This window comes from Afipia massiliensis, from assembly GCF_001006325.2.
Lineage (GTDB): Bacteria > Pseudomonadota > Alphaproteobacteria > Rhizobiales > Xanthobacteraceae > Afipia > Afipia massiliensis_A.
This window is the reverse complement of record NZ_LBIA02000001.1, coordinates 2,999,558-3,013,938: the sequence shown is the minus strand read 5'-3', so window position 1 is coordinate 3,013,938 and position 14,381 is coordinate 2,999,558. Positions and strand designations below refer to the sequence as shown.

Below are 14,381 nucleotides of genomic sequence, written 5' to 3'. Positions count from 1 at the left end.
GCATGACCGCGCATCGCAAGCCTGCCGAACCCGCTGTCGATTTCGTCCGCCGGCATATTGGCCCCTCATCGCGCGACATCGACGCCATGCTGCAAACCGTCGGCGCATCGAGCCTTCAGGCGCTGATGAGCGAGACGCTGCCGGCCTCGATCCGGCTGAAGGCGCCGCTCGATCTCGGCAAGCCGCTCAGCGAAATCGACGCGATCACGCATATGCGCGGCATCGCCGCACGCAATCAGGTGTTCACCTCGCTGATCGGCCAAGGCTACTCGGGCACGGTCCTGCCCGCGGTGATTCAGCGCAATATTCTCGAGAGTCCCGCGTGGTACACAGCCTACACCCCGTATCAGCCCGAGATCAGCCAGGGGCGGCTGGAGGCGCTGTTCAACTTCCAGACCATGATCTGCGATCTGACCGGGCTCGACATCGCCAACGCCTCGCTGCTGGATGAGGGCACGGCGGCGGCGGAAGCCATGGCGCTCGCCGAGCGCTCGTCCTCGGTGAAGACCAAGGCGTTCTTCGTCGATCATGAGGTGCATCCGCAGACGCTGGCCGTGCTGCGCACCCGCGCCGAACCGCTCGGCTGGTCGCTGATCGTCGGCGATCCGGCGCGTGACCTCGACAAGGCTGATGTCTTCGGCGCGCTGTTCCAGTATCCCGGCACGCACGGCAGCCTCATTGATCCGCGCGCCGCGATCACCGCGTTGAAGGCAAAGGGCGCCATCGCCGTCGTCGCCGCCGATCCTCTGGCGCTGACGCTGATCGCCTCGCCCGGCGATCTCGGCGCGGACATTGCCATTGGTTCGACCCAGCGCTTCGGCGTGCCGATGGGCTACGGCGGACCGCACGCGGCCTACATGGCGGTGAAGGACGCACTGAAGCGCTCCCTGCCCGGCCGCATCGTCGGTCTGTCGGTGGATTCACGCGGCGCGCCCGCCTATCGCCTCGCGCTGCAAACGCGCGAGCAGCACATCCGACGCGAAAAGGCGACATCGAACATCTGCACCGCGCAGGTGCTGCTCGCCGTGATCGCGTCGATGTACGCAGTCTATCATGGCCCCGAAGGACTGACGCATATCGCGCGCACCGTACATCGGCGCACAACAGTTCTGGCGACCGGCTTGCGCAAGCTCGGCTTCGCGCCGCTGAACGACAGCTACTTCGACACGGTCACAGTGGCCGTGAACGGCCAGCGGCAGGCGATCATCTCCCACGCCGCGCATGAGCAGGTCAATCTGCGGCTCGATGAAACCACCGTCAGCATCGCGCTGGATGAGACCACGACGCCTGCGATCATCGAGAGCGTGTGGCGCACCTTCGGCGGCAATCTTGTTTATGCCGACATCGAGAAGGAGGCGCGCGACGCGTTGCCGTCCACTCTCGCGCGCACCAGCAAGTTCTTGACCCATCCGGTGTTCCACGAGCACCGCTCAGAAACCGAACTGCTGCGCTACATGCGCAAACTCTCAGACCGCGATCTCGCGCTCGACCGTGCCATGATCCCGCTCGGCTCCTGCACCATGAAGCTGAACGCCACCACCGAAATGATCCCGGTGACCTGGCCCGAATTCGGCGGATTGCATCCGTTCGCGCCGAAGGAACAGGCCGCCGGCTATCACACCATGTTCGGCACGCTGGAGAAGTGGCTCGCCGACATCACCGGCTATGACGCGGTGTCGCTGCAGCCGAATTCCGGCGCGCAGGGCGAATATGCCGGGCTGCTGGCGATCCGCGCCTATCACGCCTCGCGCAACGAGCCGCACCGCAAGATATGCCTCATCCCCTCCTCGGCCCACGGCACCAACCCCGCGTCCGCCAGCATGGTCGGCATGGACGTGGTTGTCGTCGCCTGCGACGCGCGCGGCGACGTCGACGTGGAAGACCTGCGCAAGAAGGCCGACGAGCACGCGAACGACCTCGCCGCAGTAATGATCACCTATCCCTCGACCCACGGCGTGTTCGAGGAACACATCCGCGAGATCTGCGACATCGTTCATGGCCACGGCGGACAGGTCTATCTCGACGGCGCGAACCTCAACGCGCAGGTCGGACTCGCGCGGCCCGGCGACTACGGCGCGGACGTCAGCCATCTCAACCTGCACAAGACGTTTTGCATCCCGCACGGCGGCGGCGGCCCCGGCATGGGCCCGATCGGCGTGAAGAAGCACCTCGCGCCGTTCCTTCCGGCGAATATCACAAACGATAGGGACGCTGCGGTTGGTCCCGTGTCGGCCGCGCCTTACGGATCGGCGTCGATCCTTGTGATCTCCTACATCTACATCCTGATGATGGGCGGCGAAGGCCTGACCCGCGCCACGGAAGTCGCGATCCTGAACGCGAACTACATCGCCAAACGTCTCGATCCGTATTTTCCGGTACTGTATCGCAACCACAACGGCCGCGTGGCGCACGAATGCATCGTCGATCCGCGCGGGCTCAAGGCGGGATCCGGCGTCACCGTGGACGACATCGCCAAGCGCCTGATCGACTACGGCTTCCATGCCCCGACCATGAGCTTCCCGGTGCCGGGCACACTGATGATCGAGCCGACGGAATCCGAATCGAAGGCCGAGCTCGATCGCTTCTGTGACGCCATGATCGCGATCCGCCGCGAGATCGCCGACGTCGAATCCGGGCGTTTCAAAATCGAGGCGTCGCCGCTGCGCCACGCGCCGCACACCGTGCACGACATCGCGGAGGACAAGTGGGACCGGCCGTATTCGCGTGCCGAGGGCTGCTTCCCGGCCGGCACCTCGCGTACCGACAAGTACTGGTGTCCGGTCGGACGCGTCGACAACGTCCACGGCGACCGCAATCTGGTCTGCTCCTGCCCGCCGGTGGCGGATTACGCGCAGGCTGCGGAGTAACACGCTCGGAGCTTCCAAGTCGTCGTCCCCGCGAGAGCGGGGACAATCACTGGACTGTGGTTCATGTGTCGAGCGCGCAACGCGCCAAACGAATGCAGGGGTTATGGGTCCCGGCTCGCGCTACGCTTGGCCGGGACGACGCGGAGAGAAACGCTGCCGCCCTGCTCTTCAAAAACAAATCGGGCGCTGGGGATGTCGGCAACTCAACATCCACAACGCCCGTTTGCTTTCCGAAGGTGCGATGGATGCCCGAAAAGGATTCCCGTTCTTTTCGGATCGCACCCAAACCCGGGCGATTAAGCCCGAGCCGGAAATAGATTTAGTCTTCCACAGGCTCCTCGCCGTCGGCATCGCGCTCCGGCGAGCCCGCGAGGATCTGCTCGGCGATCAGGCCGGAGTTCTGGCGGATCAAGGCTTCGATCTTCGCCGTCACTTCCGGATTGGCCTTCAGGAAGGTCTTGGAATTCTCGCGGCCCTGACCGAGGCGCACGCTGTCATAGGAGAACCATGCGCCGGACTTCTCGACGATCCCGGCTTTCACACCGAGATCGAGAATTTCGCCCAGCTTCGAGACGCCCTCGCCGTACATGATGTCGAATTCGACCTGCTTGAACGGCGGCGCCAGCTTGTTCTTCACGACCTTGACGCGGGTCGAGTTGCCGATCACTTCGTCGCGTTCCTTGATCTGGCCGATGCGGCGAATGTCGAGGCGCACGGACGCGTAGAACTTCAAGGCGTTGCCGCCGGTGGTGGTTTCCGGCGAGCCGTACATCACACCGATCTTCATGCGGATCTGGTTGATGAAGATCACCATGGTGTGGGACTTGTTGATCGAGGCGGTCAGCTTGCGCAGCGCCTGGCTCATCAGCCGCGCCTGCAGGCCGGGAAGGCTGTCGCCCATCTCGCCTTCGAGTTCGGCGCGCGGCACCAGCGCCGCCACCGAGTCCACAACCAGCACATCGACCGCGCCGGAGCGCACCAGTGTGTCGGCGATTTCCAGCGCCTGCTCGCCGTGATCCGGCTGCGAGATCAGAAGTTCATCGACATTGACGCCGAGCTTGCGGGCATAGACCGGATCGAGCGCGTGTTCGGCGTCGATGAAGGCGCAGATGCCGCCCTTCTTCTGGGCCTCGGCCACCGTGTGCAGCGCCAGCGTGGTCTTGCCGGACGATTCCGGCCCGTAGATCTCGACCACCCGGCCCTTCGGCAGACCGCCGACGCCCAGCGCGATATCCAGCCCGAGCGACCCCGAGGAAATCGTCTCGATATCCATGGAGCGGTCGTTCTTGCCGAGCTTCATCACGGAGCCCTTGCCGAACTGGCGCTCGATCTGTGAGAGCGCGGCCGACAGGGCCTTGGTCTTGTCCATGGATGATCCTTCAACGATACGCAGGGCGGCGGGGGCCATAGTGGTGCTCCTTATGAACGGGATTCGCCAGCCGGACAAACAAGCTGGCTGGCCTGCTGCCCCTGCGGCGGACCGGAATCAGGATCGATCCGATGGAACAAAATGTACCCTATTTGTTCTAGGTTCGCAATATGTTCTTTTGCGAGGGGCGGTACTGGCCTGTTTTAACCCCTAGTGGCCTGTTTTGATTTGCGCTCCCATGCCAGAAAAGTGTTTCAGGGAAAATTGGGGGGTCGCATGGGAAATTTCAGTATTTGGCACTGGTTGGTCGTTTTGTTCGTGCTCACACCACCGATTCCAATCGGAAAGATTCTGCAGAAAAACGGCCGCAGCTGGGCTTGGTCTTTGCTGTACTTCGTGCCGCTCGTGAATATTATTTTCCTTTGGATCTGGGCCTTTTCAGACGACCAGAAACTATAGTCACGTTTAGAAAGGCCGCCTCAGTTGGCGGCCTCATCCTTTTCCTTAACGATCAAGCTCCGGAGTGAAGGTCAACTCGTCGACTTGGACATAGAGGATAAACAAAAAGAGGGCCGAAGCCCTCTTTTCAAAACTTACAAGCGGCCAACGGGGCGCCAATTCCCGCCACCACCTCCGTGACCGTACCCGTACCCGCCTCCCCGGTGACGATCGTAGCGCGGTGCATGGCCATACCGGTGGCCATGGCCGTAACGTGGCCCGCTTCGATAGCCATATCCACGCGACTGGTAGCAACGTCCGTAACGGTCACACACCAGGCGAACCTGATCTACGTTCGATTCGATGCCGCTCTGTGTGGTCAAGCCGTTCGGCATCGCTGACGCGGTTTCAGTGACCGCAAAAATGCTGAGAGCGGCAAGTCCAACAAGGGCGAATGAGAATTTCATTTCTTACTCCGGTATGTGATTCAAGTGAGCGCACATCGCCACCCAAACATGACCGCAATATGAGTTCCGCGTCGGTTTGCCACCCCCGCTTCCCGGCGCGGGGTTTGTTTTTCGGTTCTGTCGGAAGGTGAACAGGCATATAAAGCTGCGAGCGTTAACGTCGAACTCCTGCGTTCGGTGATGCGCGATGTCTCAGCCGGATGATTTTTTCGATCCGCGTACTGAGCCGCTTTCGGCGGCAGAGTGGTTCTTTTTGTCGCTGGTCATTCTAGGCGGACTGCTTCTGATCGGAGCCACCGTCTATTACTCGCTGGTGTGGTAAGATGATCCCAATGGCCTCGTTTTGCCCTGCGCGATGTCATCAGCCGTCACCTGTCGCGACTGACAAAGAATTGACCCCGATTCTGTGCGTCTGCCGCCAGGTTCTCCTGAACAAGGGAGAAAAAGCCAATGCGCACACTTCTCGCTTCAACTACCATAGCCCTGCTGATCGGCCTTTCACCGGCTGCCGCGATGTGTGGCGGCTCGGGCCAGCAGGCTCAGAACACCACCTCCCAGGGCGGCATGTGCGGCAGGTCCGCCGCCGTTATCGACCCGATGGCTGACAAGCCTGCCGTGTCCATGAAACAGTCCGGCATGCGCATGTGCGGTTGCTGCAAGAACATGGCGATGATGGACGGCATGAAAGCCGACGATCCGCACAAGGGCATGGATATGCCCAAGCAGTAACGCCGCCGGCGCGGCATGATCGTGCGGCTTGCCGAACCGCGCCGAACATCGCGAGGGCCGCCGCACCTGGCGGGCCTCTTGTGTTTCCGGCTCTGCGTGAATCGTAATTTTGCCGAAACTGTCGTGCGTCAGGAACCGGAACGGTCGGCCTCGTTCGCCTGCCCCTCGCCCTGTCCGTCGACCGGAGCAGCCGGCTCGTGTTCGGTTCCGAGCAACCGCACCAGATCTGCCATGCTGGTCGTGTCCTGCGCTTCTGTCGAAATTTCCGCAGCCGCTGGCCAGAGCCAGTGTTGCACCAATCGGATCAGACCAGTCATCGTCCCACCGCGTAATGTCTTATGTGACAGACGAATGCGGGGCGAGATTGGTTCCTTCGTGGAGCAAAAAAATACGACGCACGGGCGTTGCGCGCCTGCGGATCGTTTCAGCCAACCGGGGGTTGAGACAGACCATGCACCGGCGATCACAAAGCGGTGTGCTCACACCTGACAGCCAGGAGAGCGTCATCCATGCACAGGACGAACGAGATTTCCATCGGAGAGAAGTGGCAGAAAATCGCGGATGAAACCCGGGACAAGGCCCGCGCGATGCCGCCATGCGAGCAGCGCGACGATCTTCTGAAAAAGGCCCGCCAGCTCGACGTTGCCGTCAATCTGAACAACTGGCTTTCCGCAGAGACGAAGATCCCGAAGTAACGCCGCCGCGCGGCAGGAACTTCACTTCGCGGTCGATTTCGCCTTGGCGGATTTCGCGGCAGGCTCGGTTCGCACCGTGGCCCATGGATCGTTGCTCGCCTTGGCATCGGGGATCTTGGACCGCGCGGCCTTCGCCGCGTCCTCGTTGGCCTTCGCGCGCGCCTTTTCTTCCTCGGAGTATTCCTTGCCTTCTCCCAGTTTGAACCCCGGCATCATCTGGGCATATGCCGGCACAGCGACGGGAACCATCGTCAAGCCGATCAGCATCGCCACACGAAACACCCGCATCGAAACTCTCCCCGGATCAATCAATCTGTTGTGAGATTGGGACTTGTTGTGAACCTGGACGCCGTCGTCCGGACGCGCGCCTGCCCGCCATCGACAGTCTACCCCACCGCAAAACGATGGCCAAGACGGGGCAGGACGCGACCAGGGCGAGGCAAACCCTGCAAAGGGGCATGAGTTAGCCGCTGTGCAGCTGTTCCAGCCGGGCCCGGGCACGCCCCGGCTCAATGTCGTGAATCAATCCTGAACGCGAGCCAAGGCAGCAACAGGTATCGCTTTATGGACTGGCAACCCGCTGTACCTACGGTGGCGGCCATGACTCACAAGGTCGCGGCCATGACAGACACACCATTGGCGGAGAGGCGGTCGGAAACGCGTCGTCGTGTTTTCAAGGGCGGCGTCATCACGTTCAATGGCGCGGGCGTCGACTGCACGGTACGCAACATATCCAACCGCGGCGCGGCGCTGGATGTCGCCAATGCCGCGATGATCCCGCCGCGATTCAGCCTTGCCATCAAGGCGGATGATTTTGTCGCCCGCTGCCGCATGGTCTGGAATAACGGTCAGCGCGTCGGCATCGCGTTCGACTGAAGGCGCCCGGCAGCTAGAACGAAACGCCGAGGCGCGGGCCTTTCACCCACACCACGCGGCATTTCTTTTTCGATCCGGCGTAGAGCAGCTCGAACCTGTCCGGCAACGGCTTGCCGGGTGCAACCTCGAGACAAGCGCCGCCCGCGGAATAATCCACGACGTTGCAGCGGATCACCGGAGATTTCAGGTCGACGATGATGCTGGCCGAGCGGGAGAGATTCCCCGAAGGCCGGACGCGGTTGAAGCGACGATCTTGATGCATGAAGGCTCACACCTCGGACTCTCACAACGCTCTTGCGGATCTGACGTCAGGCCAATCCTTCCACTGGCACCCGTCGCGCAGATGGGGATGCCGACTTCTTCTTGACGTCAGGTCTCAGAAAAATCACGCCGACCTGGTCGCCGTTCACCCGCACCATCTTGCATCGCCGGTAAGCGAGGCCGGTCGAGGACAGCAGCAGGAAAAATTCCTTCAGATCGAGATCGCCGACGGAGCCGTCAACTTTCAGCAAAGCGCCGCCTTCGGACACATCCAGCATCCGGCACGACCGGCGCCAGGTGCCGTCGATTCCCATGATCTGCACATCAATGCCGCGTTCGAAATCGATCCGCTGGCTCTTACGAAGTTCCTTGCCCATTGCGACCTCCGTGGAGATTGCTGCCTGGTAAAATTGCGCTCCGAGAATCTCGGTTTACAAAAACTGACTTCTTAAAATTCCCACCGCCGCTGAAATGTCACGCAGGCGGTGTCATGGTAATTGTAGGTTGCGCGCAATTGCTTAAATTTTCCTGCACGCGGCGGTTTCCAACCGAATGATACCGGCAACGGCTGTCACGCCTTCGTGAGCGCGCCAGCATCGTTAACAACCGATGAAAAAAGCGCACCGCATTTAACCCTAATCCCACATCCGATTTTGATGTTTGGCGCATACCGTCGAAAATCAGGGACGCCAAAAACAACAGCGCACACAGCTCCGAAAGGCCGCGTGCCGAAGAACACGTGGAATGGGATCAGGGACGTGGTCGAGATTGCCGATGCAACACAAGCCGCCGCGCGCCGCGAGGTGAGTTTTGCTCGTGAGCGAACGAGCGACCGTTCCGCGGCTGAATCAACCGCCGCGCTCGCACCGCTCGACATGGTCTCCACTGAGCGCTGGCGCCGCCTGAGCGACAACGCCGTTGAGCCGAACGGCTATTATCTGCCCGAATGGAAGCTGGCTGTGAATGCGTCCGCGCAGGGACGCACCAACGTCCGCGCCCTCACAGCCACAACCGCGAACAATGACAGTCCGCGCCTGATCGGCCTGCTGCCGGTGATTTCCGCCTGGCGCGCCTACGGCCTTCCCCTGCCCGCGCTGGTCAGCGCCGATCCTTACGGCACACTCGCCACGCCATTGCTCGATCGCGACCAGGCCGACGAGGCCGCCGCTGAACTGATGCAACAGGCACGCAACGCCGGGGCGCATGCGCTGATCCTGCGTGACATCCCGCTCGAAGGCGCGGCGATGGCATCGTTGACCCGCGCACTCGCGTACCGCGGGCTGAAGCCGCGCATCCTGCAAAGCCATGCGCGCGCCAGCCTCGACGCAACACGCGACGCCGACGATCTGCTCCGCGACGCGCTCGGGCCGAAAAAGCTGAAAGAGCTTCGCCGCCAGCGCAACCGGCTCGCCGAACATGGCGACGTGATCTTCACGATCGCGACCGCGCCGAGCGAAATCAAACGCGACCTTGGAATTTTCCTCACCCTCGAAGCCAGCGGCTGGAAGGCCAAGCGCGGCACGGCGCTGGCGCAGCACGACGGCGACGCCGCTTTCGTTCGCCGCGCGGTGTTTGATGCCGCGGCGCGCGGCAACTGCGAAATCGTGACGCTGCATGCCGGCGAAACGCCGGTCGCCTCCGGCATCGTGCTCCGGCACCTCGACCGCGCCTTCTATTTCAAGCTCGGTGTCGACGAAAACTTCGCCAAATGGTCGCCCGGGGTTCAGTTGACGCTGGAGCTGACGCGCCACATGTGCGCCGATGACACAATCACGATGGTCGATTCCACCGCGATCCCGGGTCATCCCATGATCGATCCGATCTGGCGCGGGCGCCTTGTCATCGGCGACGTGCTGATCCCGCTCAATCGCCGCGATCCATTCGTGCCGGCCATCCGGCTCGGCCTCGCCTTGCGCACGCTCGTTCGCGAGCCGGCGCGCCGCCTTGTTCACACCATCAGAAAACTCCGGGAGACACGCTCATGAACGTCGCCTCAAGCATTTCGCCGGTCATCACCGCCGACAATGAATCGCTGAAGCGCGATTTTCCGCTGAAGCCGTTCGCGATCCGCCACAAGCTCGCGGGCCATCCGCTGCTGACGCTGTCGCGCATCGCACAGCTTGCCTCGGACATGCCGCGCGACCTGATCGAATACAATTCCGGCGACGCCTCCGTCAGCCAGGACCCGGACAAGGTGAAGAGCGTCGATCTCGATCCGGTCGAGGTCGTCAACCGCATTCAGACCGCGGGCGCATGGATGGTGCTCAAGCGCGTGGAGAAATCCCCGGAGTATCGCCAACTGCTCGAAGACGCGCTGACGTCGGTGGCCCGTGCACGCGGCTTCAAGAGCATCGAGGATGCCGGCTTCTCGCAGATCGAAGGCTTCCTGTTCGTGTCGTCGCCAAACTCGACCACGCCGTTCCACATGGATGCCGAAGACAATTTCTTCGTGCAGATCTGCGGCGAGAAGATCTTCGCCGTCTACGACAACCGCGACGGCAAGATCGCCGACGACGCGCAGGTCGAGCATTCCACCGTCAAGCACCGCAACGTGCCCTTCCACGAGAGCTTCCGGCCGCGCGGGATCGAGTTCAATCTCGACGCCGGCGACGGCTGCTACATTCCTTATCAGTGGCCGCACTGGGTGAAGACAGCGGGATCGCATTCGATCTCGATGGCGATCACCTGGAAAACCGAGGAAGTGCGCCGGCTGAACGACCTGCATCGCTTCAACTCGATGCTGCGCGGCATCGGCTTGCCGCAGGCCGCTCCGGGCGCAAGGCCCGCGCTGGACAGCACAAAGCTCGCCGTCTACCGCGCCGCCGCCGCGATCATCGAACCGCTGCGCGGATCGGAGACCATGCGCCGGATCATCCGCCGCATCGCCCTCGGCAAGAATGCGAACTACTATCTGAAGAAGGCGTGAGCTAACCGCTCACGCCCCTCCCTCACTCCTTAACGAACTGGGCGGCTGGCCCATCGCCTTGCGGAACGCAGCCGAGAACGCGCTTGAACTGCGATAGCCGTTGCGCTCTGCGACGCGCGAGATCGGCTCGCCCGCGACGATAGCTTCCAGCGCGTTGTGGAAGCGCACGCGCTGCCGCCATGCCGCGAAGCTCAATCCCAGTTCAGCCTCGAACAGCCGCGCCAGCGTCCGCGCCGACGCGCCCGCCGTATCGACCCAGCTATCCAGCGTGAGACGGCTTGCCGGATCGGCCAGCAGTGCGTTGCAGACCCGCAGCAGGCGTGGATCGCGCGGCATCGGGATCACCAGCGACAATCGCCGCGCGCTGGCAATTTCCGCCAGGATCAGAAACGCCACCGCCCCCGCGCGTCCCTGCTCGTCGTAGATCACCGGCTCCTCGATCATCGCCAGCACCAGTTCGCGCAACAAGCCTGAGACTTCCAGCACGGTCGGCGCGGATGGAAGGTCGTCATGGGCATCGCGCGCGATGTAGAGCGTGCGCATCTCCACCTGACCGTGAATGCTGATGGAATGCTCTGTGCGCGCTGGAAGATAGACCGCGCGATCCGGCGGCACGATCCACGCCTCGGTCGCAGTGCGGACCCGCATCACGCCGGTCACAGCATAGACGAGCTGGTCGCGCGCGTGATGGTGCGGCTCGATCTCGAAACCGTCCCTGAAGCTCTTCGACATCGCCGCAAGCGGACGCGGCACAAACTGATAGTCGTTGGCATCGGTGCTGCGGCGTGGACGCGGAGTCATGACCGGTAACCCGCGCATGATCCGGAAAAGTGGAAACCGGTTTTCCGTAAAGATCATGCGCTTTAGAGAAATGGCAGATTTTAAACGATTTTTGGCATGACAGCGCCATCGTGCCAAGGGTACTTTTGGAGGCAGAATCGAAGGCATGATCCCGAAAAGCCTGCCCCCGGACTTGATCCGTGGGTGGTACCGGTTTTCGGACCAGATCATGCCTAAACAAGGCCTGCCATGACGCGCGACCGCATCCACTTCCTGTTCCTGAACATCGGCCACTATCTGGACCACCTGTTCACGCTGATCTTCGCGACGGTGGCAGCGCTCGCGCTCTCGCGCGAATGGGGACTGAGCTACAGCGAACTCCTGACATACGCGACGCCGGGCTTCTTCGCCTTCGGCCTGTTCGCGCTGCCCGCCGGATGGCTCGCCGACAAATGGAGCCGCGAGGGCATGATAGCGGTATTCTTCGTCGGCATTGGCGCCTCGTCGATCGCGACCGCATTCGCGCAGACGCCGCTGCAGGTCGGCATCGGTCTGTTTGTGGTGGGCGTGTTCGCCGCGATCTATCATCCTGTCGGCCTCGCCATCGTGACGCAACGCTGGAAGAACACCGGCATGCGTCTCGCCGTGAACGGCGTCTGGGGCAATCTCGGCGTCGCCAGCGCGGCGCTGATCACCGGTTACTTCATCGACAACGGCGGCTGGCGCATGGCCTTCGTGGTGCCGGGCGTCTTCTCCATCATTATCGGCGTGCTTTACACCGTCCATCAATGGAGCGAAGTCTCGACCGCGCATCAGAAAGCGCCGGCACCCGCTGCTGCCGCTCCGGCACATTCTGCCGACATGAAAGCGCTGATCCTGCGGATTTCCGCGATCGTGTTTCTCACTACGGCGGTCTCCAGCCTCGTGTTCCAGTCGACGACCTTCGCGTTGCCGAAAATCTTCGACGAGCGGCTGCAAGGCATCGCGACCGAGATGACGCAATGGTTGTCGGCAAGCGGCGTCACAGCCGCCAAGGGCGACATCGCGACCATGGTCGGCGCATTCACCTTCATCGTCTTCGCGGTCGCCTCGCTGGCGCAGCTTGTCGTCGGCAGCCTGCTCGACAAGCTCGGGCCCCGTACTGTGTTTCTGATCGTCGCCGCGATCCAGATCGTTTTCTTTGCGCTAATGCCCGGCCTGCGCGACGCCTGGGCGCTGGCGGCGGCGTTTGGCTTCATGCTCGGCGCGTTCGGGCAAATTCCGATCAACGATTTCATGATCGGCAAGATGGCGAGCGGCGAAGCCCGCGCGCGCATCTATGGCGTGCGCTATGTCGTCAGCTTCACGGTGCTCGCGCTGGCGCTGCCGATGATTTCGTTCGTCTACGGCAACTACGGCTTCGACACGCTGTTTCGCCTGATGGCAAGCGCGGCGGCTGTCATCTTCGTTGCGGTGGCCTGCCTTCCAGCGCGGCTACCGACGCCGGCTGCGGCGAGTGCGTGAAAACCATGGCGTCGCCAATAACACCCGGCGTCATTGCGAGGAGCACTTGCGACGAAGCAATCCAGTTCTTTTTGTTGCTCTGGATTGCTTCGCTTCGCTCGCAATGACGGCTGACGCTAAATTCACGCTGCCTGATTGATCTCCGCCGAGATTTGCCGAATCGCGCGGGCGAGCTGGTCCGCCGGTTGCGCGCCGGAGACGGCATACTTACCGGCAAAGACGAACGTCGGCACGCCGGAGATGCCCTTTTCGGACGCCTCCTGCGCATGACCTGAAATCAGATCCACATCCTCGTCGGTGGCAAGGCGCTTGCGCACGCTGTCCGCATCCATGCCGATGTCGGCCGCGGCCTGCACCAGAACGTCCGTGCTGGTGAGATCGCCGCCGTCGCGGAAATACAGCTCCATGAGCTTCTGCTTCATCTGCGCAGCCTTGCCACCGTTTTTGGGCAGGCTGCCTAAAGTTGCCTGCCAGGCCTCGGCCCAATGGATCAGGCGATGACAATCCATGGTGTTGGGCTGACGCTTCACACGATCGGAATTGTACTCAAGCCCCTCTTCCGCCGCCGCCTGCACGACACGGCCTGCGATGCCCTTGTAGGCTTCCGGCGAGCCGAACTTCGCGGTCAGATATTCGTCGCGCGAAATGCCTTCGCGCGGCACCCACGGATTGAGGAAGAATGGCCGCCAGTTCACATGCACGGGGACATCGCTTGCCAGCGCCAGCGCATCCTCGATGCGCTTCTTGCCAATGTAGCACCACGGGCACACAACGTCGGAGACGATATCGATCTGCAGCGGCTTCAGGGTGTCCATCGGATGTCCTCGCGAGAATGAACCCGGAAGATAAGCCGACGGAGCCATGAGGCAAGAGCGTAACCGGCCGTTATCGCTCCGGCGAGATCCGAGCCTGCTTCACATAAGCTTCAATCGCGGCGAATCCTTCTGCCTTCGGCATACCTTCGAGAACCTCGCCGGGTGTGCACCAGGGATATGGCAGGCCGGACAGCCAGTTCATTGTCGCCGCGAGTTCAGTAGTGGGAAACATGTTCATCACATCGATGGTGATAACGAGCTTTTCCACCAGACCGTCCGAACCGAAATGCCAGTCGTAGCGCCCGCAGCCGACCCGGACCTGGCCGTCGCTCTTGGCGGACATTCCGACGAGCCAGTGACACGCAAAGTGCCGGCGGTCAGCATCCGAAGGGCGCGAGAGGCAAACCGTGCAGACGTTTTCGTAGTCGATGCCGAAACGATGAACCAGAACGTCCGCGATGGCCTTCACGCCCTTCGCCGTGGCTGGAAACGAAATGGCGTCGGTCTTCACCACCATTTCAAGTTCGGCGTTCGTGGCGAACGCACGCCGCATCAGGAACGGCCGGTTGCCGTCCTTGGCGAGAATGTAGGTTTCAACGGCGACTGCGGGGGCGATCATTGTCCATCGGTCCAAAGCGTTGTTCCCGCTTGTAGG

16 protein-coding genes are annotated in these 14,381 nt (G+C 62.2%); 8 read left to right on the top strand and 8 right to left on the bottom strand.

The genetic code is table 11. From position 1 onward, the window contains the following. Nucleotides 1–2 precede the first annotated feature (2 nt). Nucleotides 3–2,867 carry an aminomethyl-transferring glycine dehydrogenase gene (gene gcvP, locus YH63_RS14395; RefSeq protein WP_046827002.1) on the top strand — a complete coding sequence of 955 codons (2,865 nt, stop codon included), beginning with the start codon at nucleotides 3–5 and terminating at the stop codon, nucleotides 2,865–2,867. A gap of 319 nt (nucleotides 2,868–3,186) precedes the next feature. Here gcvP and recA read toward each other — a convergent pair whose 3' ends face one another. Further along, nucleotides 3,187–4,275: a recombinase RecA gene (gene recA, locus YH63_RS14390; protein WP_046827003.1), complete on the bottom strand. Its 1,089-nt coding sequence runs from the start codon at nucleotides 4,273–4,275 to the stop codon at nucleotides 3,187–3,189. 1,053 nt (nucleotides 4,276–5,328) lie between these two features. Here recA and YH63_RS21920 point away from each other — a divergent pair. Both YH63_RS21920 and YH63_RS14375 read left to right on the top strand, forming a co-directional pair. Next, nucleotides 5,329–5,463, top strand: a complete 135-nt coding sequence (locus YH63_RS21920) for a hypothetical protein (protein ID WP_283809704.1) — start codon at nucleotides 5,329–5,331, stop codon at nucleotides 5,461–5,463. A gap of 128 nt (nucleotides 5,464–5,591) precedes the next feature. Then, the gene (locus tag YH63_RS14375) at nucleotides 5,592–5,870 is read left to right on the top strand and encodes a hypothetical protein (protein WP_046827006.1); all 279 of its coding nucleotides are present in this window, start codon (nucleotides 5,592–5,594) and stop codon (nucleotides 5,868–5,870) included. A gap of 128 nt (nucleotides 5,871–5,998) precedes the next feature. On the opposite strand, the gene YH63_RS14370 is transcribed toward YH63_RS14375, so the two are convergent. Beyond that, the gene (locus YH63_RS14370; RefSeq protein WP_046827007.1) at nucleotides 5,999–6,187 is read right to left on the bottom strand and encodes a hypothetical protein; all 189 of its coding nucleotides are present in this window, start codon (nucleotides 6,185–6,187) and stop codon (nucleotides 5,999–6,001) included. A gap of 192 nt (nucleotides 6,188–6,379) precedes the next feature. Between YH63_RS14370 and YH63_RS14365 the strand changes: the two genes are divergently transcribed. After that, a complete protein-coding gene (locus tag YH63_RS14365; protein WP_046827008.1) occupies nucleotides 6,380–6,565 on the top strand; it encodes a hypothetical protein in 186 nt (61 codons plus the stop codon). Between the two features lie 21 nt (nucleotides 6,566–6,586). Here the strand turns inward: YH63_RS14365 and YH63_RS14360 are convergent, their stop codons facing one another. Beyond that, nucleotides 6,587–6,853 (bottom strand): hypothetical protein, encoded by a 267-nt coding sequence (locus YH63_RS14360; RefSeq protein WP_046827009.1) that lies wholly within the window; start codon nucleotides 6,851–6,853, stop codon nucleotides 6,587–6,589. A 312-nt stretch (nucleotides 6,854–7,165) separates the two neighbouring features. On the opposite strand from YH63_RS14360, the gene YH63_RS14355 reads away from it, so the two are divergent. Further along, nucleotides 7,166–7,441, top strand: coding sequence for a PilZ domain-containing protein (locus tag YH63_RS14355; protein WP_246658059.1), 276 nt, complete (start codon nucleotides 7,166–7,168; stop codon nucleotides 7,439–7,441). A gap of 13 nt (nucleotides 7,442–7,454) precedes the next feature. Here the strand turns inward: YH63_RS14355 and YH63_RS14350 are convergent, their stop codons facing one another. Beyond that, a complete protein-coding gene (locus YH63_RS14350) occupies nucleotides 7,455–7,703 on the bottom strand; it encodes a PilZ domain-containing protein (RefSeq protein WP_046827010.1) in 249 nt (82 codons plus the stop codon). 46 nt (nucleotides 7,704–7,749) lie between these two features. Beyond that, nucleotides 7,750–8,079, bottom strand: a complete 330-nt coding sequence (locus YH63_RS14345) for a PilZ domain-containing protein (RefSeq protein WP_046827011.1) — start codon at nucleotides 8,077–8,079, stop codon at nucleotides 7,750–7,752. Between the two features lie 381 nt (nucleotides 8,080–8,460). Here YH63_RS14345 and YH63_RS14340 point away from each other — a divergent pair, with 381 nt between their 5' ends. Continuing rightward, nucleotides 8,461–9,687: a GNAT family N-acetyltransferase gene (locus YH63_RS14340; RefSeq protein ID WP_052753812.1), complete on the top strand. Its 1,227-nt coding sequence runs from the start codon at nucleotides 8,461–8,463 to the stop codon at nucleotides 9,685–9,687. Beyond that, a complete protein-coding gene (locus tag YH63_RS14335) occupies nucleotides 9,684–10,628 on the top strand; it encodes a cupin-like domain-containing protein (RefSeq protein WP_046827012.1) in 945 nt (314 codons plus the stop codon). The genes YH63_RS14340 and YH63_RS14335 overlap by 4 nt, the downstream gene beginning before the upstream one ends. A 9-nt stretch (nucleotides 10,629–10,637) precedes the next feature. On the opposite strand, the gene YH63_RS14330 is transcribed toward YH63_RS14335, so the two are convergent. Next, on the bottom strand, nucleotides 10,638–11,429 hold the full coding sequence (locus tag YH63_RS14330; protein WP_052753901.1) for an AraC family transcriptional regulator: 792 nt from the start codon (nucleotides 11,427–11,429) through the stop codon (nucleotides 10,638–10,640). 228 nt (nucleotides 11,430–11,657) lie between these two features. On the opposite strand from YH63_RS14330, the gene YH63_RS14325 reads away from it, so the two are divergent. After that, nucleotides 11,658–12,911: an MFS transporter gene (locus tag YH63_RS14325; protein ID WP_046827013.1), complete on the top strand. Its 1,254-nt coding sequence runs from the start codon at nucleotides 11,658–11,660 to the stop codon at nucleotides 12,909–12,911. A gap of 122 nt (nucleotides 12,912–13,033) precedes the next feature. On the opposite strand, the gene YH63_RS14320 is transcribed toward YH63_RS14325, so the two are convergent. Further along, nucleotides 13,034–13,726: a DsbA family oxidoreductase gene (locus tag YH63_RS14320; RefSeq protein ID WP_046827014.1), complete on the bottom strand. Its 693-nt coding sequence runs from the start codon at nucleotides 13,724–13,726 to the stop codon at nucleotides 13,034–13,036. A gap of 70 nt (nucleotides 13,727–13,796) precedes the next feature. After that, the gene (locus YH63_RS14315; RefSeq protein WP_046827015.1) at nucleotides 13,797–14,345 is read right to left on the bottom strand and encodes a hypothetical protein; all 549 of its coding nucleotides are present in this window, start codon (nucleotides 14,343–14,345) and stop codon (nucleotides 13,797–13,799) included. Nucleotides 14,346–14,381 lie beyond the last annotated feature (36 nt).